Below are 21626 nucleotides of genomic sequence, written 5' to 3' on the forward strand. Positions count from 1 at the left end.
ATCAAGCGCTTGTTTGATTTACCAAATATCGTTTGGACAGGAGTGGGATGTGAGACTCGCGAAGGCAATAGCCGTAGCCGCGGCAGTCGTGCTCGGGGCAGGTGCGTGTGCATCTGCTGGAGTCATTCCGGACAACGAGATCGTGATCGGGCTGGACGAGGATTCGACGGGCCCCGGTGCGTCGTACAGCACCATCGCGGGCAAGACGGTCCGCCTCAGCGTCGACTTGATCAACCAGGCAGGTGGGATCAACGGCAAGCCCGTCCGCCTGGTTGTCGAGAATGACGAGAGCAGTCCCACCAAGACGCCGTCGATCATTCGTAAGTTGGTCGATCAGGGCGCAAGTGCCGTCATTCTGGCGACCGGCAGCGGCTCGGTCCTGCAGGCGAAGTCGATTCTCGAGCAGTCGAAGATCCCGGCGATTGCGCCCGTTGTCCTCAGCGACGCGTTTGCTTCCCCTCCGGGCAACGACTATTCGTTCATGATCCCCAACTCGCTCAAGCAATATGCCGAGGTGTATTGCGGAGCGTTCGAGAAGCTGGGCTACCGCTCACTCGGAATCCTCGGTGATGCAAGCGCTTCCATCGACGGCATCATCAAGACGCTGCGTCCGGCGCTGGAGAAGTGCGCAACGGTCACTGCCGTCGAGAAGGCTCCGGTAGACGCCGCGGACCTCACGGCGCAGGTGTCGCGACTCGCGGAGACGAAGCCTGACGCCATTCTTGTGGCCAGCATCGGTGGGCACTTCGAGATTCTGGCGCACAACACACTTTCGAAGATCGTTCCCGAGACGCAACGTTTCTCACTGGCCTCCATCGGAAACCAGCCGGCGTCGTGGGCTTTGGCCGATCCGAAGGCCCTGAGTGGCATGGTCTACATGGGATCGCTCAGTGCCGACAATGCGCGAACTGCGGAGTTGACCGAGAAGGTCCGGGCGGTCAAGGGCGCCGACTATCAGTTGACCGCCTACGACGCGCAATCGTACGACGCGGTCATGATGCTGGCGAAGGCCATCGAGATTGCCGGTGATCATCAGGACCGGACCGCCGTTCGTGATGCACTCCAGCAGGTTTCGGGTCTTCCCTCCAGTTTCGGCCAGGACGATTTGACACTGTCCTTCAGCCCGGGCGACCACTTGGCCCCGGACAGCCTGTGCGGACTGGTGCTCATCGAATTCGGTGACGACAACAAGCCCGCCCATCCGTGGGATTCCTATCAGCCCCCGTGCGGATAACCGAGGAGCTTTGACATGACAGACGCACAACTCTGGCTTGCAGCCATCGAGATCGGTGCTTTCTTCTCGTTGATCGCCCTGGGGATGTACCTCGTGGTGGTCGGCGCGGATTTCTTCAACTTCGCGATGGGTCCGTACGCCATGGCAGCGGCTATGGCGAGCAGTTGGATCGCGGTCAATCACGGGTTGGCGCTGTGGTTGGCCATGCCACTGGGAATTGCTGTTGCAGTGGCGCTTTCGGTGCTGACCGAAAAGCTGGTGGTGAAGCAGGTTCAGAAGCGTTCGGGGCGCGGTGAGCTGCCGGCCTTGGTAGCCGTGACGGCGGTGCTCTTCGGTATTCAGCAGCTTGCGGGAACCGTATTCGGGCGTACGCCGTTGCCGGGGCAGAAGATCTTCGACTTCGATCCGATCACCGTTGGCGGCGCAACGCTCGACAGCGCGACTGTAGTTCTGATCGTGGCGACTGCGCTGGTGTTCATCGGAATCGGACTGTGGCTGAACAGGTCCACCGCCGGCCGGTTGCTGCGCGCCGTGGGCGACAACCCTGAGGCAGCACGGGTACTTGGCTTGCCGGTCGACCGTGTTCGACTGATTGCCTTCACACTCGCGGGCGTCATCGCCGCGATCGCCGGACTGTTGTTCGCTCCCAAAGCCGGCGTGCAGTTCACCAGTGGATTGTCCTGGACGCTCACCGCATTCATCGCTCTGGTCATCGGCGGTACCGGGCGTAGCTGGGCACCGCTGATCGGCGGAATGTTGCTGGGCATCGTCCAGGTATTCGCGCCGTACTACTTCGGTGCCAGCGCCGCACAGACCGCGATCCTCCTGATCGCTCTGGTCTTCTTCGCCTTCCGCCCGGAAGGTCTGCTCTCGAGAAAGGTGCGCGTCTGATGGGTGCGATAACCACACCTCGCGCGATCAGGTCGCGAGCGCGGCTCGGCAACGTGTCGCGAGAAGTCCTGATTACGGTGACAGTTGTTGCCGTACTTCTCCTGTGGATGGGGCCGAGCCTGTACCGGCAGGACCTTATCTTCCTGGCCGCGACGTACTCGCTGATTGCGCTGGGGATGTATGTTCCCTTCGTTCTGGCAGGTTCCCTGTCGATGGCCTACAGCGCCTACGCGGCGATCGGGGCTTACGCGGTTGCCTTGATGTCGGTGAAGACCGGGATGTCGATGTGGTGGGGGTGGCTCATCGGCGCTCTGGTCGCGGCGTGTGTGGCAGTGCTGCTCAGTCTTGCCACGCAGAAGCTTTCCGGGTTCTACCTCGCCGCTGTGACTCTACTGTTCGGAATTGCCTTCGAGCACTGGCTCATCGACGGACCGAGTTTCACCGGCGGTTCGGCGGGAATCTCGGGCGTCGCGGCTCTCACGATGTTCGGCTGGGAACCACCTCGTTATGCGTTGGTCGTTTTCGCGATTCTGTTCGTCTGCGTCATCGCCGTTGCGGTCGATCGACTACGGAAGTCCGTGTGGGGCCTGATGTTGCAAGCTTCGCGGGACAATCGGAATGTCGCCAGGGCATCCGGTGTCAACCCGATGCATCTGACCGTCGTGGCACTGGCTATCGGCGCGGCAATCGCGTCGACCGGGGGATCGCTCTTCACCGTCTCGGTTCAAGCGGTGACGCCGGAAACCTTCACCCTCAGCATCGTCTTCCTTGCCATCTTCATGCCGATCATCGGTGGCCGCGGTTCCGCGTGGGGTGCACCGCTCGGCGCTCTCATCGTGGTGATCGTGACACTCAACATGCCCGGTTATCAGGGCAGTGGTGAACTCTTGCTGGCCGGTGCGGTTCTGGTCATCCTGATCGTCGCGCCTGGCGGCGTGATCGGTTGGTCTCGCGCGTTGATCAACCGTCTGACTGCTACCTACCAGGAGCGTGATTCCCGATGACCGATCCGTTGCTCGAGGTTCGTGGGCTCCACAAGTCCTACGGCGGTGTGCGTGCCGTCGACGACGTGTCGTTCAGTGTCGGTCGCGGTGAGGTGATCGGTCTGGTCGGACCGAACGGCGCAGGCAAGACAACACTCGTCGACTGCATCTTCGGTACCCAACAAGCCGATTCCGGAACGGTCACGCTGGCCGGTAAGTCCCTGACCGGCCCGTCGGAACGTCGTGCCAGGCAGGGGCTCTCGCGTACGTTCCAGCATCCGCAATTGGCACTCGAACTCAATGCCGTCGACAACATCATCCCGGGACTCTACGGGCACCGGATCACGTCGCCGCTGCGCTCGCTGTGGTGGGCGATCAAGGGGCCGTTCGAGAACTGGGACAAAGCGTCGGACCAGGCTTCGGCGCTCGCGCGGGAGTATTCGATCAGCGACACCGAAAGCGCGTGCGGGGATCTGAGTCTGGGAGCGCAGCGGTTGGTCGAGGTTGCGCGTGCGATGGCTACCGGTCCGGAAGTGCTGCTCCTGGACGAACCGTTTGCAGGCGCGGATCACGACGGCATCGACGCTGTTTCGGGCGCTGTCCGTTCCATTGCCGCGCAGGGCAAGGGTGTTGTTCTCGTCGATCACAACGTCGACCTCATCGCAGAACTTGCGACAACGGTTGTCCTGCTGAACTTCGGCGGCGTCGCGTTTTACGGTCCGCCGCAGGACTGCCTGTCCAGCGACGCGATGCGTGAGGTGTATTTCGGTTCCGACGACGAAGAGGGTGTGAGCAATGCTCGAGGTCGATAAGGTCACTGTCCGTTACGGATCGGCCATCGCGGTACGCGACGTCAGCTTCGTCGCTGCCCCCGGTCAGGTCACCGCGCTGGTCGGACCCAACGGTGCGGGCAAGACTTCTCTGATGGGTGCAATCTACGGTTCCGTACCGGCGTCCGGCCGGATAGCCGTCGATGGCCGCAGTGTCGAGAAGATGTCGGCACTCGAACGCGCACGCAGCGGTTTTGCTTATGTTCCGCAGGGACGGCAGTTGTTCATGCGCATGTCGGTCCGCGAAAATCTACGCGTGGGTGCCGATCTTCTAGGTCTGAACGCGGACGCAGTGGATTCGGCTTTTGCGCGCTTTCCCATTCTGAAGGACCGCGCTGAGAGTTTTGCCGGGGTACTCAGTGGTGGTGAGCAGCAGATGCTGGTTCTGGGCCGGGCGTTGCTGGCAAAACCGTCGTTGCTGCTTCTCGACGAGATGATGACCGGTCTCGCGCCCAAGATCGTGGCTGAATTACGCACGCTTGTAGGACAACTGGCATCGGAAGGGGTTACGGTGATTGTGGCCGAGCCCGCTTTGTCAGCATTGAAGGCGGTCGTGGACCGTGGGTACGTGATGCAACGCGGCGAGATTGTGCGCGAATGCGATTCCGCCGCTTCGCTGGATGCTGCTTACAAATTGTCGATGGGCGTGCACAGCGCCGAGGGGAGATGAACGACGATCATGCAGGAACCCACAACGTTGGACGTGGCAATCGGCGAGTTTGCCCTCGATCCGGATCGATTTTCCGGCGTCAGCATCAGTGAAATAGTCCGTCACTGGTCGGAGACCATTCCGGACCGCACGGCCTTCATCACCCCGACTTCGCGAATTTCGTGGGCGCAGTACGACGCGGCCGCGGACGCCATTGCGTCGGCACTCGAACTTTCCAGTGAGGGATACGGGCATGTAGCGGTGCTGCTTCCGGACACCATGGTCTTCCACGCCGCGCTGTGTGCCGCGTACCGGACCGGCCGGGTGGCCGTGGGAATCGGATCGCGATCCGGGCTCCGCGAGATCTCACATCTGATCGAACGTTCCGACGCCACAGTTCTGGTGACGACGCGATCTTTGCGCGGCGTCGACACGACGGAGTTGATCTCACAACTGCGACAGGCGCATCCCACCCTCGACGTGGTGTTTGCCGACGACACCGGAGCCGTGAGTTTCGAACGGGCCGCCGCGGTGGGAGGTGTTGTCTCTCTTCCCGTGCCGAAGCGGGTTTTCGAGGCCTCGAGCCCGACCTTCTCGACGGCTGCCGTGTCCATGCTTAACTCGACGTCCGGTACGACCGGACTTCCGAAGCTGGTAACTCAGACGGAAGATCGGTGGGTTGCATTCTCCGAGATCGGCGCAGAGGCAGCCGATGTCGGACCGGAAGAAGTCTTCCTCGGGGCGGTTCCGGCTCCCTTCGGTTTCGGCCTGTGGACGTCGCATTTCCTGCCCGCGTTGCTCGGCGCCCCCAACGTGGTCATGGAGCGATTCGACGTCGCGGTGATGATCGATCTCATCGAACGTGAAGGCGTCACCGTGTTGAACTGTGTGAGTACACAATTCAAGATGCTGTTGCGATCCGACGCCGCTGCGAGCGCAAACCTCGATACGTTGCGCGTCATGTTTACCGGGGGAGAGGCGGTTCCGTACTCGGAGGCGCTGGCATTCGAGGAACGAACCGGAGCAGCAGTGCTGCAATTCTACGGTTCCAACGAAACCGGAGCAGTCTCCGTCACCACCGTCGACGACGACTCCGATACCAGGCTGCGTACCTGTGGTCACGTCATCGACCGGATGCAGGTTCGGGTATTCGACGACGCCGCAAAAGAAGTGGTCGGATCCATGCGCCGCGGGCAACCGGCGGTCAACGGACCGTTGATGTGTCAGGGCTACTGGGGCGACGTCGACGCCAACAACGAGCTGTACACCGAAGACGGCTGGATGCTGCTCGGCGATATCGTCGAAATCGACGAGGACGGTCGCGTCCGCGTTGTGGGTCGTAAGGCCGACATCATCATTCGCGGTGGCAAGAACATCTCCGCCGTCGAAGTCGAGGAATACGTCCGTGCGCACCCGCTGGTGGATTTGGTTGCCGCGGTCGGCGTCGACGACGCTCTGTTCGGGGAAAAGGTGTGCGCCGTTGTCGTGACCACGGACAGTGAGGCACTGTCCGCGGCAGAGCTCACCGAGTGGATGCGTGAGCAGGGCATCACTCGCGAATACATTCCGGAGTATGTGATGACGCTGGCGGAGTTGCCTATGGCAGCCGGCGGAAAGGTTGCCAAAGGCGCCGTCAAGGAACTTGTGCGCGAGAAACTGGCTGAGGCGATCTGTTGATCCGGCGGCTTCGACGGTGTCGGGTTAGTCTGATTCGAACCTAGTGCCGAGCTGTCAGGACTCCGATGCCATATCGACTCAGGACACCGATGTCCCATCGACTCAGGACACCGATGTCCCATCGACTCATGACTCTGCTTCGCAGCCCGAAGCCCGGCGCGCTGATTGTGCGCTGGGTTTTCGGCCGCGACGCCGCGAAGGTCACCGACAAGCTACGCAAGCACGCGCCGGGAGGCGTCGACGCAATTCGGGATCAGTACTATCGCACCGATGATTCCGACGCCCGACTGGATGTGTATTTTCCGGCTGGTACGCAGACCGCGCTCCCCACCGTGGTGTGGACACACGGCGGGGCCTGGATTTCCGGAAACAAGTCCAACAACGCCACGTACTACGAGTTACTTGCCTCTCGCGGTTTCACCGTGGTGTCGCTGGACTACTCCATCGGGCCGGAGCATCGGTATCCAACCGCGATCGGTCAGCTCAACGACGCACACGCGTACATCCTCGCGAACGCCGAGAGGTTGCACGTCGATCCGTCGAAGATATTTCTGGCCGGTGATTCGGCAGGTGCTCAGTTGTCGAGCCAATTGGCAACGATCATCACCAATCCGGAGTACGCGGACCTTGTCTGTGTGAAGCCGGCCTTGCATCCGGATCAACTGCGCGGAGTTGTGCTGAACTGCGGAATCTACGATGTTGCGAACATGGTGGGTGGCCCCGGCATCATCGGCTGGGGTGTCGATCGCTCGCTGTGGGCCTATACCGGTGATCGCCTTTTTGTCGATAGCACAGCGGCGCAACAGATGTCGACGCTCCATCACGTCACGGCCGATTTCCCGCCCGCCTATATCAGTGGCGGCAATGCCGACCCGCTGACAGATCGTCAGTCGAAACCTTTGGCCGACAAGCTGACTGGATTCGGCGTCAAGGTGGACACGTTGTTCTTTCCGGAAGATCACGAGCCGCCGCTCGGACATGAGTACCAGTTCAACCTCGATGGTGCAGACGGCGTGGTGGCGTTCGAGCGCACCGTGGATTTCCTGTCGGCGCGGGTTGATTGATCGTATCCCCTTGTTCTGCTTGAGAATTTGACAATCCCGGCAATCTGGTCGTCGATAATTGACAGGCAATTCCCAGGAACCGCATCTCCGCTAGCCTTGTGCCCGATGCTGTTTCCGACGCCCAGGAGTTGCCGTGCCCAAGTCGTCCACACGTCGATCGCCCAGGTGGGCGCTCGGCCTGTTGAGCGCGGTGTTCACGCTGATGATTATCGGCGGATTGGCGACGTACTTCAGCCCATGGCCGGGGACGTTGGCAATGCGGTGGATGGCGGAAGGAAGTGCAGATTCGGTTTCTGCGACGCTGTCGGAGTTGGCTCCGTCCGGCGTCGAGACGCGTACCGATGTGACCTACCGCGACGGCGATCCGGATGCCCTACTCGACGTCTACTTCCCGGATTCGGCGTCGGCAGCGCTGCCAACACTCATCTGGACTCATGGTGGTAGTTGGATCTACGGCGACAAGGAAGATTACTCGGGCTACTACAAGAGTCTTGCCGGCCAAGGGTTCACGGTCATCTCCCTGGACTACTCTCTGGGCCCGGACGCGACGTACCCGACAGTGCTCCGTCAACTGAACGACGCCTATCGGTACATCACCGACAATGCGGAGCAGTTGCACGTGGATCCGAACGCACTCTTCCTCGGCGGCGATTCTGCGGGCGGCCAGATCTCGAGCCAGATTGCTGCAATGATCACCGACCCGGTCTACGCCGCCGAAGTCGGAGTCACGCCGAGCCTGTCGCCGCAGCAGGTCCGGGGCGTCGTCCTGGACTGTGGCGTCTTCGATATGTACGAATTCCTCGATCCCGACGGCAGATTCGGGTGGACGGCAGACCGCGAATCCGTTTGGGCCTACACCGGGACCAAGGACTTCGAGAACTCACCGGCGGTCAGGCAGATGTCGACGATGAACATCGTCACATCGGCTTTCCCCCCGACCTTCATCACCGGCGGCAATGCTGACGAACTGACCGCCGGCCAGTCGAAACCTTTCGCTGACAGACTCCTTCGTCTGGGTGTCGACGTCGACGCGCTCTTCTACCCGGATGACTACGAACCGGCGCTCGAACACGAGTACCAGTTCGATCTGGATACTCCCGACGGGCAGATCGCGTTCGATCGCACGGTTGCATTCCTGCGTGCGCATTCGCAGTAGCGTCGAGCCTCTACCGAATTACGTACGGCGAGATCGAGCTTCGATGCTCGCTGATGTCCAAGGCCTTGCCCAATGGAGGGAAAGCGCGCTGGGGGCAGTTCAAGCGTTCGCACACCCGGCAACCCGAACCGATCGGTGTGCCGGGATTGGACTCGTCCAAGTCCAAGCCGTCGCCGTAGACGAGACGGTGGGCATGGCGGATCTCGCAGCCCAACCCGATGGCAAAGATCTTCTGGGGCTGACCGTATCTCGCGGCCCGACGCTCCACTGTGCGTGCCACCCAGAGGTACCGTCTGCCGTCAGGCATCTGGGCGATCTGCGGCATGATCTTGCCCGGGTAGGAGAAGGTTTCGTACACATTCCACAGGGGGCACGTGCCGCCGCTGGTGGAGAAGTGAAAACCGGTGGCGGACTGACGCTTCGACATGTTTCCGGCGCGGTCGACGCGGACGAACATGAACGGGACACCGCGCAGTTTCGGTCTCTGCAACGTCGACAGTCGGTGGCAGATCGTTTCGTAGCTGGCAGAGTAGAACGCTGACATACGTTCGATGTCGTACCGGAAATCTTCGGCCACATCGTGAAACTGTCCGTAAGGGAGGACGGTAGCCGCGGCGAAGTAGTTGGCCAGCCCGAGGCGAGCCAGCGACACCGATTCCTCGCTGGTGAAGTTGCCTTCGGCGACGAGGGAGTCGAGTAGGTCGTTGTGTTCGAGGTAAGCGAGCTCGGTGGCGAACTTGAATACCTGCTGACCACCGGACAGGTGCGACGAGATCTCGAGGACCCGGTTCACGGGGTCGTACCGATGCAGAATGTTCTCGCCGAGGTCGATTCGGCGAACGATCTGCACGTCGTGAATCGTTTCCAGACGGCGGGCGATTTCGCCCGCGATGTCGCCACGGTGGAAACGCAGGCGTGACGTCAGTTCTTCCGCGGCAGTATCAAGATCGTGGATGTAGTTCTGCCGTTGGTAGAAGTAGTCGCGGACTTCCTCGTGGGGCATCGTGATGGAACCACTGCCGCTGCCGTCCGAAAAGCGATCCTCGGTGGCCGCGGCCAGCTGCGCCGTGGTGTTGCGGAAGCGGCGGTGCATGTTGACCATCGCCTTCGCCAACCCCGGATGGCTCGACACCATCTCGGCGATCTCGTGCGCGTCGGCGTCGATCCCCATTTCCTGATCGAGAGCCACCTCGCGCATTTCGGCGATCAGTCGAGTGTCGTCCTGCGACGAGAAGAAGGTGGTGTCGACGCCGAACACCTCGCTGATCCGCAGCAGGACCGGCACGGTCAGCGGGCGGACGTCGTGCTCGATCTGGTTGAGGTAACTTGCCGATATTTCGAGCGTCTTTGCCAACGACGCCTGGCTCAGCCCACGCTCGGTACGCAGTTGGCGGAGCCGGACACCGACGAAGGTTTTCGACATTCAGCCAGGATACGAGGGGTGTAGGAAGTTCGCAAACTTGTGTTTGCAGACTTAACCTAGGCTTTGTTCTCCGAACGCGGAGCACCCATGCCGGGATCGATCTGAAACGGACCGTTCGCAGACGGGGCAAGTGGGAAGTCGAAGATCGCGGTCGGGAGATACACCGTCGAGCAGGAGTTCGGAATATCGACGACGCCGGAGAGCCTGCCTTCGATCGGCGCGGCGCCGAGTAGCAGATATGCCTGCTCCGGTGCGTAGCCGAACTTCGTGAGGTATTCGATCGCGTGCAGGCAGGCGCGCTGGTAAGACAGATGGGAGTCGAGATACTTCTGCTCACCGTCCAGCGTCACGGATGTGCCCGAGAATGCCAGCCACTCGGAGTACTGCGGATCTGTGTTGCCCGGCATGAAGATCGCATTCTCGGATACCCCGTAGGTGTCCATGCCGCCTTTGATGATGTCGACGCGCAGATCGATGAAGCCGCCCATCTCGATGGCGCCGCAGAAGGTGATCTCACCGTCGCCTTGGGAGAAGTGCAGGTCGCCGACGGACAGGTTCGCTCCGTCGACAAATACGGGGTAGAAGATTCGGCTGCCCTTGGTCAGGTTCTTGATGTCCTGGTTGCCGCCGTTCTCGCGCGGGGGAGCCGTGCGGGCAGCCTCGCCGGCAACACGCGTGTAGTCGTCGCCGGTGAGGGTGCCGAGTACGGCGTCACGGGGCTCGGGTGGAAGTGCCAGCGGGGGAACGCGATTGGGATCGGTGGCAATCAATGCACCTTCGCGGGCATTCCACTTGGCGAGCAAGGCCGCTGACGGCGCAGTGCCCATGAGTCCCGGGTGCACGATGCCGGTGAACGACACGTGTGGGATATGGCGCGACGTAGCGGTCTGTCCCGAGAAATCCCATACCGCTTTGTATGCGTCGGGGAACTGCTCGGTGAGGAATCCGCCGCCGTTGTTACGCGGGAAGATGCCGGTGTACCCCCAGCCCTGGCCGGCCAACGGTCCCGAATCTTCTTGGGGGATAGGGCCGATGTCGAGAATGTCGACGATCAGGAGGTCGCCGGGCTTTGCCCCTTCGACGGCAAACGGGCCGGAAAGCGTGTGCACGGTGGTGAGGGGCGCATTGAGGATGTCGTCCGCGGAGTCGTCGTTGTGAATGGCACCGTCGAACCACTCGCGGCAGTGAACACGGAACGCATCGCCCGGCTTCACCGTGACTGCGGCCGGAATATCAGGGTGCCAGCGGTTATGGCCGACGATGGCCTGCTCGGTGAACTTCTTGGTGGAATCGAGGGGGAACAGCAACTCCGGCATGTGAACTCCTCATCATCGAAGGTGATACTCAGGGGCGAGGTAGCTTGCGGTGCAACGGATTAGACGTAGTCGGGGTGACGGTGCGGCGAGTGCCCGGTAGTGAGCCGTTGACTACTGCCGGCTCATGGGCGGATCGCGCAGTGGCGTCGAGTAGTCCCATCGCGGCAGAGGATGCGTGACTCAATCTCGGTGTGGACATCACGCGTCGGGAATCAGCGGAGCATTGTGGGCACACAATCGACGAGGGAACCTCGGCCATCGCAAACGACCGTTCGAGCGGTCCGCAGCCGGTGCAGCGAAACTCGTACAGGGGCATGGCCGTCACGCTAGTGGAGGTTGGCGTCGGCGGCAGCGGAACGGCGAGCCCAGGTGCACACAAGTGTGCGAAATCAGGCCGAAGCGCACGTTTCGAGGCAACTTGTGTGCAATAAATCCCGCCTGCGCACGGTGAATCTGCGAATTCCACCCAGACGGGCGTGATTGCGGTCACTTCGAGTCACAAAATGTTGCTGGGAGTGATGCTGGAGTTGCCCATCGGCGGCGCGCTTGCGTCGTCGCAGTAGGTTGCGTGCATTTCGTTCACAGCCTGCAGTTTCTTGCTACCGGCCAGTAGGAAACCTGCCCGATTGGCGAGGTTTGAACCCCTCTCGATCTTCACAGTCTTAGCAAAGTGTGTTGAAAAGCTAGCGAAGATTGGCATTAGCAACAGGTAGACGGCACTTTTTCGATGTGTCATTCTCGATGAGTACACAAAAAGGGCCTGGCAAGGATGTGAAGCAGTACGCACGTACCGCTCACAACGGGCCGGACCAGTAGATCAAAGAGATGGAGTCTTGATGTCGACCACCGGCACCCCGAAGACCGCAGCAGAGCTTCAGCAGGATTGGGACACCAACCCTCGCTGGAAGGGCGTAACTCGTAACTACACGGCCGATCAGGTCGTCAAGCTCCAGGGCACCGTCGTCGAGGAGCAGACCCTCGCTCGCCGCGGATCCGAGATCCTCTGGGATCTCGTGAACAACGAGGACTACATCAACTCCCTCGGTGCACTTACCGGCAACATGGCTGTGCAGCAGGTTCGCGCCGGCCTCAAGGCCATCTACCTCTCCGGCTGGCAGGTTGCCGGCGACGCTAACCTCTCGGGCCACACGTACCCGGACCAGAGCCTCTACCCGGCCAACTCGGTTCCGACCGTCGTTCGTCGCATCAACAACGCACTGCTGCGCGCCGACGAGATCGCCAAGACCGAGGGTGACACCTCCGTCAGCAACTGGCTCGCTCCGATCGTTGCCGACGCCGAAGCCGGCTTCGGTGGCGCTCTCAACGCATACGAGCTGCAGAAGGCCATGATCGGCGCCGGCGCAGCAGGCGTTCACTGGGAGGATCAGCTCGCTTCGGAGAAGAAGTGCGGCCACCTCGGCGGCAAGGTGCTCATCCCCACGCAGCAGCACATCCGCACCCTGACCTCGGCTCGTCTGGCTTCCGATGTCGCGGACGTTCCGTCCGTCATCATCGCCCGCACCGACGCTGAGGCCGCAACCCTCATCACCTCCGACGTGGACGAGCGCGACCGCCCGTTCCTCGACGGAACCCGTACGGCTGAAGGCTTCTACGGCGTCAAGAACGGCATCGAGCCCTGCATCGCTCGCGCCAAGGCTTACGCACCGTACGCAGACCTCATCTGGATGGAGACCGGCGTGCCGGACCTCGAGGTTGCAAAGAAGTTCGCCGAGTCCGTTCGCAGCGAATTCCCGGACCAGCTCCTGGCCTACAACTGCTCCCCGTCCTTCAACTGGAAGGCACACCTGGACGACGCGACCATCGCGAAGTTCCAGAAGGAGCTCGGCGCGATGGGCTTCAAGTTCCAGTTCATCACGCTCGCAGGCTTCCACTCGCTCAACTACGGCATGTTCGACCTGGCCTACGGCTACGCCCGTGAAGGTATGACGGCATTCGTCGACCTGCAGGAGCGCGAGTTCAAGGCTGCCGAAGAGCGTGGCTTCACCGCCATCAAGCACCAGCGTGAGGTTGGCGCCGGCTACTTCGACACCATCGCCACCACGGTTGACCCCAACACCTCGACGGCAGCTCTCAAGGGCTCCACCGAAGAGGGACAGTTCCACTAAGAACTGACATCGGGTGGGGGAGAGGCTCGGCTTCGGGTCTCTCCCCTGCTTGTATCACCGCACTACTTCTCTTCCGTCTTCAAAGCAGTTCCGATTGCGCCGGCCATCAGCGTCGACGCGGTTCGAAGTGCTTCCACAGCTACACCTCCACCAGACAAACTCCACGAGACAAACAAGGAGCTGACGTGACCAGCGAAAAAATTCAGCGCGTCGGCGTTATCGGCGCCGGAATCATGGGTGCCGGAATCGCCGAGGTGTGCGCCCGCGCACATGTCGATGTTCTGGTCTTCGAGCAGACTCGCGAGCTTGCAGCAGCCGGGCGTTCACGCATCCTGCGTTCGCTCGACCGCGGCGTGAGCAGCGGAAAGATCACAGAACGTGAGCGTGAGCAGGCCGCATGGCGTCTGCGTTTCACCTCCGATCTGGGAGATTTCGCGGACCGCCAGCTCGTTGTGGAGGCCGTCGTCGAAGACGAGAAGATCAAGAGCGAAATCTTTGCCGAGCTCGACGCGGTCGTGACGGATCCGGATGCGGTTCTCGCGTCCAACACGTCGTCGATCCCGATCATGAAGCTGGGTATCTCGACCAAGCGTCCCGAGCGAGTCATCGGTATGCACTTCTTCAACCCGGTGCCGGTTCTGCCGCTCGTCGAACTGGTGACGACGCTCAAGACCAGCTCCACGGTGTCGCAGCGCGCCGAGGCTTTTGCCAGTGACGTCCTTGGCAAGCAGGTTGTCCGCAGTGCCGACCGCTCCGGCTTTGTCGTCAACGCACTCCTGGTGCCGTACCTGCTCTCGGCCATCCGCATGGTCGAGTCGGGCTTCGCCACCAAGGAAGACATCGACAAGGCAACGGTTCTCGGCCTCGCGCACCCCATGGGTCCGCTGGCTCTGACGGACCTGGTCGGACTCGACACCGTCAAGTCCATCGCCGACTCCATGTACGAAGAGTTCAAGGAGCCGCTGTACTCCGCCCCGCCGCTGCTCCTCCGTATGGTCGAGGCCGGTCTGACGGGTAAGAAGTCCGGCGCAGGGTTCTACGAGTACACCGACAACGGTCGTTCCGCCAAGCAGGCAAGCTAAGGCCAATGGCCCTGTGCGCCTTTCTGGTAGTTCCGGCTACCACAAAGGCGCACAGGGCGCTTGCGCCCCTCGGTTAGAAAGGTCGACCGCATGTCCAGCAGCACTGCAGCATTCGGCTCCAGCGTCCTGGGGTACCCGCGCATCGGGCCGCGGCGGGAGCTCAAGCGTGCCCTCGAGTCCTACTGGCACGGCAATTCCGACAAGGACGCACTTCTCGCGGTTGCCAAGGAACTTCAGGAATCGACCTGGAGCGAATTGGCTGCAACGGGATTGAGTCAGGTTCCCGGCAATACCTTCTCGTTCTACGATCACGTTCTCGACAACGCCTTGCTGTTCGGCGCCGTGCCCGAGCGGTTCAAGCCGCTCGAAAGCGCTTTGGACCCACTCGATTTCTACTTCACGATGGCGCGTGGACGTCCCGACTTCCCGCCCCTGGAGTTGGTCCGGTTCTTCGGCACCAACTACTACTACCGTCAGCCCGAGATCGACGCCGCTACCGAGTTCTCACTCCACTCGGAGGCGTTGCTCGACGAATTCGAGCGCGCCAAGGAACGAGGCATCGAACTGCGTCCCGTGATCATGGGACCGGTGTCGTTGCTTCTGCTCTCCAAGGTGGGGCCGGCAACCGAAGCGGTCGACGCCGATTTCACGCCGCTCGATCGACTCGACGATCTACTTCCCGTGTACGAGAAGCTGTTCGAGCAGTTGGCCAAGGCCGGTGCAACATGCGTTCAGCTGGACGAGCCTTCGGTGACGGAGGATCGCTCGGCAGAAGAGCTCGATGCGCTCAAGCGGGCGTACGAGAAGCTGTCCACCGCGCCGCTGCGTCCGCGTCTGCTGGTCACAGGACCGTACGGCAAGTTCGGCGAGGCTCTGAACATCCTGGCTGCCACCAAGATCGAGGCATTCGGACTGGACCTCGTGCACGGCCGGATCACGGCCGAAGAACTGGCTGCGGTTCCCCACATCAAGCGCAAGCGGATCTACGCCGGTGTGGTCGACGGCCGAAACGTCTGGCGAGTCGATCGTTTCAACACCTTGACGTACCTCAACGAGCTCAAGGACGTTGTCCCGGATCTTGTTGTCTCCACGTCGTCTTCGCTGCTGCACGTGCCGTACGACGTGCTCTCCGAGTACGACATCCCGGGAGACGTCGCGGATCGTCTGGCCTTTGCCAAGCAGAAGGTCGGCGAGGTCGTGACACTTGCGAAGGCCCTCACCGAAGGTCCGTCGGACAAGTGGCGCAAGCGTCCGACAAAGGTGCACTTCAAGCTCAAGCACGCCGTGCGAGCCCGGGTCAACGCAGTCAAGCCCGAAGATCGTATCCGCGCTCCGTACGAAGAGCGTCGTAAGGCTCAGCAGGAACGGTTGAACCTGCCCTTGGTGCCGGCTCAGACATTGGGCTCGTTCCCGCAGACCAACGAAATCCGCCAGGCACGTTACGAACTCGGCGAGGGTCGGTTGGAGTGGGAAGACTACTACAAGCGCATCCAGGAAGAGATCGAACGCACCATCCGCCTGCAAGAGGACATCGGACTCGACGTCCTCGTGCACGGTGAGCACGAGCGCAACGACATGGTCCAGTACTTCGCCGAACTGCTCGAAGGGTATGCCTTCACGCACAACGGTTGGGTGCAGGCCTACGGATCTCGTTGCACGCGTCCGCCGATTCTCTACGGAGACATCGCGCGTCCGAAGCCGATGACGGTCGAATGGATTGCGTACGCGCAGTCGCTGACCGACAAGCCGGTCAAGGGCATGCTTACCGGACCGGTCACCATGATCGCCCGTTCTTTCGTCCGTCAGGATCAGCCGCTCTACGAAACGGCAGAGCAACTGGCCCTTGTCATTCGGGACGAAATTGCAGATCTCGAAGCGGCCGGCATCGCCATCATCCAGGTGGACGAGCCTGCAATTCGTGAACTGCTGCCGCTACGTGAGGACGGCCGGGAGGCCTACCTGGAGTGGGCCGTCGACGCGTTCCGTCTGGCAACAGGTGGAGCCAAGCCGGAAACACAGATCCACACGCATCTGACGTACTCCGCTCGGTCGTCGGTGGTCGACGCCATCGAACGGTTGGACGCCGATGTGACGGCTATCGTCGCGACCCGCTCCATCACGTGGGTGCTCGACGCACTGAAGGAAGGCGCGCTCACACACGGCGTCGGACCCGGTGTGTACGAGTCCCGTTCGGCGAGGATCCCGGATATCGACGAACTCGACGAATTGCTCACGGAGGCAAGCGAATCGATTTCTCTCGATCGTTTGTGGGCAAACCCGGACGGTGGGCTCAAGACCCGCCATCCGTGGCAGCTCGAGCCGTCACTGCGCAACTTGGTTGCGGCGGCGAGACGACTGCGTCGCCGGGCCGAGAACGCTCAGGATACCGACAACTAGACAAATCGGTACAAGAAGGGACCTGCAATTTGCAGGTCCCTTCTTGCGCGAGTAGGCATGTACCCATGGTTACTGCTGCTGCTTACGCCGCTATGTCCGCTGACGGTCCTCTGGAGAAGACCACCATCGAACGACGCGAGCTCGGTCCACTGGACATTCTCATCGACATCAAGTTTGCCGGAATCTGCCACTCCGACATCCACTCCGCCCGAAATGAGTGGGGCGGAACAAAATACCCGGTTGTCCCGGGCCACGAAATCGCGGGTGTAGTTGCCGCGATCGGCTCCGAGGTGACGACGCACAAGGTCGGCGACCGCGTGGGTGTCGGTTGTTTTGTCGACTCCTGCGGGGAATGTGACATGTGCGTCGCCGGTGAGGAGCAGTACTGCCGCACCGGAGTGACCGGCACTTACAACGCCAAGGGTCGCGACGGCGAGCGCACCCAAGGTGGGTATGCGACGTCCATCGTCGTCAACGAACACTTTGTTCTTTCGATCCCCGACGGCATCGAACTCGATGTCGCGGCGCCACTTCTGTGTGCAGGTATCACGTTGTACTCGCCGCTACGGCACTGGAAAACCGGACCGGGCACGAAGGTTGCGATCATCGGCTTCGGTGGTCTCGGCCATGTCGGTGTGAAGATCGCCAAAGCGATGGGGGCCGAGGTCACCGTCCTGAGTCAATCACTGAGCAAGCAGGACGACGGTCTGCGTTTCGGTGCGGATCACTACTACGCCACCAAGGACCCCGGAACGTTCAAGGCATTGCGTGGACAGTTCGATCTGATTCTCAACACCGTTTCGGTCAACCTCGACATCGACGCGTACATGTCGTTGCTCGCACTCAATGGAACCTTGGTCGAATTGGGATTGCCGGAGAAGCCGATCGAGGTGCGCGCGTTCTCGCTTGCCGCGAACCGTCGTAGCCTGGCCGGCAGCATGGTCGGCGGCATTCCGCAGACGCAGGAGATGCTGAACTTCTGCGCCGAACACGGAATCGGAGCCGAGATCGAACTCATTCCGGCAAGTGAGATCAACGTCGCTTACGATCGCGTGGTCGCAAGCGACGTCCGTTACAGATTTGTCATCGACACGGCCACAATCTGATCGCGGTCGCTACTGCGGGTTAGTCGAGTTGCTCGCGAAGGCTACTGAGAGTCTTCGCGAGCAACCGCGACACATGCATCTGCGATACCCCGACCTTCTCGGCGATCTGCGTCTGCGTGAGATTGCCGAAGAACCGCAGCATCAACACGGTCCTTTCCCGGTCAGGTAGCTTCTCCAGCAGTGGCCGCAGAGCTTCGTGATTTTCGACATTTTCGAGAGCTGCGTCGTAATCGCCGAGAGTTTCCACCAGGGGTAGATCGTCGGTGTGGTTGGACGCAGCGCCGTCGACCGACACTGTTTGATAAGCGTTTCCGGCGATGAGCGCTTGGGCTACTTCTTCGCGTTCGACACCCAGCGTCGCCGCAAGTTCGTCGACGGTCGGAGCGTGCCCCAACTGCTGTGACAGCTCGCTGATCGCCTGGCCGAGTTGGAAGTGCAATTCCTTCATGCGGCGAGGAACGCGGACCGCCCAGCCGGTGTCCCGGAAGTGTCGTCGGACTTCTCCCATGACAGTGGGGACGGCAAATGATACGAAGTCCGATCCACGACTGACATCGAACCGGTCGACCGCGTTGACCAGACCCAGCCGTGCGACCTGAACAAGGTCGTCGTGTGCCTCGCCGCGGCCGTCGAAGCGCCGGGCAATGTGCTCGGCCAGCGGCAGGCAGCGCGTGATGAGCGCGGCCCGCACTCGCTCGTACTCAACTCCGTGACGATCGAGGGTGTCCAACTTCTCGAAAACGGCTATGACGTCTCGATACTCGTCTGTCGACCGACGACGCGGCCGCGGTGGGCCATGCTCGGGCGATGCCCCGCGAGCGGACGATGTCACTGGCGCCTGCCGTCGGCTTTGGTGAACTTCATAGTCGTGATGTACCCGGCGCCATTCGGATCTTCTTCTTGATCAAGGGAAATCGAGTCGGTGAGGGCGGTGAGGACGTGCCACCCGAAGGATCGCTGGTCGGCACCGTCGGACTCAGCTGTCGTGGTCGCGACCGAAATATGTAATTGGGACGCCGCGTAGACAAATCGGCACACCAGTACAGAATCGGGGAGAGCTCGGACGATGAGATGCGTACAGATCTCATCCATGGCCAGCCTGATGTCGGCGATGGCGTCGAGGTCGAAGCTCTCCTGAATCGCGACGGTCGCAGCGAGCGCCCGCAATATCGACAGTTGGTCAAGGGTTGCCCGGATTCTCAACTCGACGACGGGTTGAGTGCGATCCTGATCGGGTTCGATTGCGCTGAGATGTGGCATGAGTTCTCCGGATCGTCGTACCAGGTGCCGGCCCCGGACGCTGGTGCGGTGAACCATACCGACCGATACGATCACAGACACCCCTATACAGAAAATATCTACGCCGGTGCGCAGACGCTTAATGGGGATTACCTCCAAAGGGCGCAGTTCAAACCACAACTTTGCGCAACCTCGACCACCAGCTCGTGACGTGCGACCGAACCGAACGCTCACACCGCGCTTGTGACCTCCGTCATCTCGGGGTACTGTTCCTAACCGAGGTTGAGCACACAGCCGATGAGGGATTATCCATTATTTATGGGGCCCGATATCGCGTGCGCCCCTGGTGGATGTCCACCGTCCAGTTGGTCGGCGGATTCGATTCTGCGGAAAAGGTTTCCGATATTCATGTAATTCGGCTACCCCAGGTGCCGCCGGGGAAACCCGCTTGTCGGGCTGTGTGCTCAGGCGTACGGTCGAATCGAAAGAGATCCGATCCGAGGAGCCAACATGAAGCTCAATCTCTTTGCGGCCTGGGCGTCGTACTTCCTGGTTCTAGTCACTGTGGTCTGTCTGGGCGGATTCCTCTTCGCAGCCGGATCAGGCAACGCCGGCTGGGCGCTGGTTTCGGGGTTGGCGGCAGCGGTGTCCATAGGCCTCATGATCGCGCTGTACAGCGGAACCGTTCGGCACGATCACAAGGTGCATCGGGAAACGCCCCACTTGTTCTGACTCTCCATCAGGCTGTTCTGAATATCATCAGGACTCGGCGAGTCGAGCCTTCTCGATCTCGACGTCGAAATCGGCTGGCGGCCATGACAGGTCGAGGCTCTCGAATGCGTCGATCAACAGTTCGGTGACGGCGATGCGGCTGTACCACTTGCGATCACACGGCACGACGTACCACGGGGCGTGCTCGGTGGACGTCTTGTCGAGCATCGCCTGATAGGCCTCTTGATATGCGGGCCACAGTTTCCGTTCGGTCACGTCGCCCGGGTTGTACTTCCAGTACTTCTCCGGCCGGTCGAGTCGCTCCTGCAGACGTTTCTTCTGCTCGTCGAGCGACACGAACATCGCGACCTTGACGATGGTGGTGCCGGCGTCGACCAGTTCCTTCTCGAACTGATTGATCTCGTCGTATCGTGCTCCCCAGACATCGGGCGGCACCAGATCGTGAACTCGCACCACAAGAACGTCCTCGTAGTGGGAGCGGTCGAACACCCCGAGATAACCGCCGCGGGGGAGTTGCTTCTTGATCCGCCACAGGTAGTGATGCTGCTTTTCCTCGTCTGTCGGAACACCGAAGGACGCGTGGTCGACACCCTGTGGATCGACGTGCCCCACGACGTGGCGGACCATTCCGCCCTTGCCCGAGGTGTCCATTCCCTGCAGGACGAGGAGGACTGACCGCGAGTCACCCGAGCGACCGTTGGCATACAACATTTCCTGCAAGCCAGACAGCACGGCGCCGCGTTCTTCGAGGAGACGCTCGCCGTCAGCTTTCTTCCCGGTGAATCCCGGAGTGCTGTTGCGGTCGAGACCTTCGAGATCGAAGCCAGGCTGCGATCGAAGAATCGTCACGGCCGGTGTTTCCCACAGCGAGTCGTCTGTCATACCCGGAGACTGTGCCACAGCCGAGGTGGCCTCGGTGGGAACTTCAGGCTCAGTCGTTTTCGGGAGCGATCAGCGGATGCGGCATGGATTTGAACTTGGCCGGCGAACCCTTGACGGCGGCGATACCGGTGATGCCGCCCCACGTCATCATCGTCAAGTAGTCGATCAAGGATTCAGCGGACATCGACTTGTTGGAGATCCACCAGTGCGTCGCCAACTGAATACCGCCGACGATGCCGTACGCCCACGGCAGAGATCCGCCGGAATCCATTTCCATCTCGCGCAGACGATTGCCCAGCACCGTGGACAGGAGTTCGGCGATCATTCGCTCCGACTCGGCGACGACGTCACGACTTGCGCCGGCTCCGTTTGCCATGACATAGAGGTAGATCGCCGGGTCCGACGCAACAGTCTCGACATACGCGGTGATCGTTGCGTGTGTCAGTTCGAAATCGTCGAGTTCGTCGCTGATGGCCTGATAGATGCGCGGCGCGAGAATTGTCTCGACGTACCGCATCATCGTGGCCGTCGTCAGGTCACTCTTGTCAGTGAAGTAGCGGTAGAGGACAGTCTTGGACACGCCGATTTCGGACGCGATCTCATCCATACCGATTTCACGGCCACGCGCCCGGATCGCTGCGATGGTGCCGTCGACAAGCTCTTCACGTCGGGCGATCTTGTGTTCGCGCCAGCGTCGTTTGCGTCCGTCGGACTTCTCGGGCTTCGTGTCAGCGACAACTGGGCCGTCTACCTGCTCGTTGTCCTGCACAGCGTTCTTAGCCACGGGGTATCTCATATCTGTGGTGCGATCCACGTCCGAGCGGTCTCATTCCGTTTCA

At 61.2% G+C, this 21626-nt stretch carries 20 protein-coding genes; 13 read left to right on the forward strand and 7 right to left on the reverse strand.

Annotated elements, in window-relative coordinates:
- Positions 1–49 precede the first annotated feature (49 nt).
- The 8 genes from RG2_RS03180 (at position 50) to RG2_RS03215 (ending at position 8484) form a co-directional block, all read left to right on the forward strand.
- Positions 50–1234, forward strand: a complete 1185-nt coding sequence (locus RG2_RS03180) for an ABC transporter substrate-binding protein (RefSeq protein WP_033235551.1) — start codon at positions 50–52, stop codon at positions 1232–1234.
- 15 nt (positions 1235–1249) lie between these two features.
- Complete coding sequence (locus RG2_RS03185; RefSeq protein ID WP_033235550.1) at positions 1250–2125, forward strand: branched-chain amino acid ABC transporter permease; 876 nt, start codon at positions 1250–1252, stop codon at positions 2123–2125.
- Entirely contained in the window at positions 2125–3129 is a 1005-nt protein-coding gene (locus RG2_RS03190) for a branched-chain amino acid ABC transporter permease (RefSeq protein WP_033235549.1), read from the forward strand. The genes RG2_RS03185 and RG2_RS03190 overlap by 1 nt, the downstream gene beginning before the upstream one ends.
- Entirely contained in the window at positions 3126–3920 is a 795-nt protein-coding gene (locus RG2_RS03195; protein WP_033235548.1) for an ABC transporter ATP-binding protein, read from the forward strand. The genes RG2_RS03190 and RG2_RS03195 overlap by 4 nt, the downstream gene beginning before the upstream one ends.
- Complete coding sequence (locus tag RG2_RS03200) at positions 3904–4608, forward strand: ABC transporter ATP-binding protein (RefSeq protein WP_033235547.1); 705 nt, start codon at positions 3904–3906, stop codon at positions 4606–4608. Before RG2_RS03195 ends, RG2_RS03200 begins: the two co-directional genes overlap by 17 nt.
- 9 nt (positions 4609–4617) lie before the next feature.
- Positions 4618–6264, forward strand: a complete 1647-nt coding sequence (locus RG2_RS03205) for a class I adenylate-forming enzyme family protein (RefSeq protein ID WP_033235546.1) — start codon at positions 4618–4620, stop codon at positions 6262–6264.
- A 128-nt stretch (positions 6265–6392) separates the two neighbouring features.
- A complete protein-coding gene (locus RG2_RS03210) occupies positions 6393–7328 on the forward strand; it encodes an alpha/beta hydrolase (RefSeq protein ID WP_230590255.1) in 936 nt (311 codons plus the stop codon).
- A gap of 133 nt (positions 7329–7461) precedes the next feature.
- Positions 7462–8484, forward strand: a complete 1023-nt coding sequence (locus RG2_RS03215) for an alpha/beta hydrolase (protein WP_033235544.1) — start codon at positions 7462–7464, stop codon at positions 8482–8484.
- 10 nt (positions 8485–8494) lie between these two features.
- Here RG2_RS03215 and ramB read toward each other — a convergent pair whose 3' ends face one another.
- Genes ramB through RG2_RS03230 form a run of 3 tightly spaced genes read right to left on the reverse strand, consistent with a single transcriptional unit; the run spans position 8495 to position 11539 of the window.
- Positions 8495–9907, reverse strand: a complete 1413-nt coding sequence (gene ramB / locus RG2_RS03220; protein WP_033235543.1) for an acetate metabolism transcriptional regulator RamB — start codon at positions 9905–9907, stop codon at positions 8495–8497.
- Between the two features lie 56 nt (positions 9908–9963).
- Positions 9964–11223 carry a formamidase gene (gene fmdA / locus RG2_RS03225; protein WP_033235542.1) on the reverse strand — a complete coding sequence of 420 codons (1260 nt, stop codon included), beginning with the start codon at positions 11221–11223 and terminating at the stop codon, positions 9964–9966.
- Positions 11224–11251: 28 nt separating this feature from the next.
- Entirely contained in the window at positions 11252–11539 is a 288-nt protein-coding gene (locus tag RG2_RS03230; protein ID WP_072782287.1) for an FmdB family zinc ribbon protein, read from the reverse strand.
- Between the two features lie 520 nt (positions 11540–12059).
- Between RG2_RS03230 and aceA the strand changes: the two genes are divergently transcribed.
- The 4 genes from aceA (at position 12060) to RG2_RS03255 (ending at position 17934) form a co-directional block, all read left to right on the forward strand.
- Positions 12060–13349: an isocitrate lyase gene (aceA, locus tag RG2_RS03240; protein ID WP_003941533.1), complete on the forward strand. Its 1290-nt coding sequence runs from the start codon at positions 12060–12062 to the stop codon at positions 13347–13349.
- Positions 13350–13534: 185 nt separating this feature from the next.
- Positions 13535–14431 carry a 3-hydroxybutyryl-CoA dehydrogenase gene (locus tag RG2_RS03245; RefSeq protein ID WP_033235540.1) on the forward strand — a complete coding sequence of 299 codons (897 nt, stop codon included), beginning with the start codon at positions 13535–13537 and terminating at the stop codon, positions 14429–14431.
- 90 nt (positions 14432–14521) lie between these two features.
- Positions 14522–16828 (forward strand): 5-methyltetrahydropteroyltriglutamate--homocysteine S-methyltransferase, encoded by a 2307-nt coding sequence (gene metE / locus RG2_RS03250; protein WP_033235539.1) that lies wholly within the window; start codon positions 14522–14524, stop codon positions 16826–16828.
- Between the two features lie 65 nt (positions 16829–16893).
- A complete protein-coding gene (locus RG2_RS03255; protein WP_033235538.1) occupies positions 16894–17934 on the forward strand; it encodes an NAD(P)-dependent alcohol dehydrogenase in 1041 nt (346 codons plus the stop codon).
- 19 nt (positions 17935–17953) lie between these two features.
- Here the strand turns inward: RG2_RS03255 and RG2_RS03260 are convergent, their stop codons facing one another.
- Both RG2_RS03260 and RG2_RS03265 read right to left on the reverse strand, forming a co-directional pair.
- Positions 17954–18766, reverse strand: a complete 813-nt coding sequence (locus tag RG2_RS03260; protein WP_033235537.1) for a SigB/SigF/SigG family RNA polymerase sigma factor — start codon at positions 18764–18766, stop codon at positions 17954–17956.
- Complete coding sequence (locus RG2_RS03265) at positions 18763–19194, reverse strand: ATP-binding protein (protein ID WP_033235536.1); 432 nt, start codon at positions 19192–19194, stop codon at positions 18763–18765. Before RG2_RS03265 ends, RG2_RS03260 begins: the two co-directional genes overlap by 4 nt.
- A gap of 489 nt (positions 19195–19683) precedes the next feature.
- Here RG2_RS03265 and RG2_RS03270 point away from each other — a divergent pair, with 489 nt between their 5' ends.
- Positions 19684–19905: a hypothetical protein gene (locus tag RG2_RS03270; RefSeq protein ID WP_033235535.1), complete on the forward strand. Its 222-nt coding sequence runs from the start codon at positions 19684–19686 to the stop codon at positions 19903–19905.
- A gap of 27 nt (positions 19906–19932) precedes the next feature.
- On the opposite strand, the gene RG2_RS03275 is transcribed toward RG2_RS03270, so the two are convergent.
- Both RG2_RS03275 and RG2_RS03280 read right to left on the reverse strand, forming a co-directional pair.
- Positions 19933–20787, reverse strand: a complete 855-nt coding sequence (locus RG2_RS03275) for a polyphosphate kinase 2 family protein (protein WP_033235534.1) — start codon at positions 20785–20787, stop codon at positions 19933–19935.
- Between the two features lie 49 nt (positions 20788–20836).
- Entirely contained in the window at positions 20837–21571 is a 735-nt protein-coding gene (locus RG2_RS03280) for a TetR/AcrR family transcriptional regulator (protein WP_033235533.1), read from the reverse strand.
- Between the last annotated feature and the right edge of the window lie 55 nt (positions 21572–21626).

Origin of the sequence: Rhodococcus globerulus NBRC 14531 (assembly GCF_001894805.1) — a bacterium.
Classification (GTDB): domain Bacteria; phylum Actinomycetota; class Actinomycetes; order Mycobacteriales; family Mycobacteriaceae; genus Rhodococcus_F; species Rhodococcus_F globerula.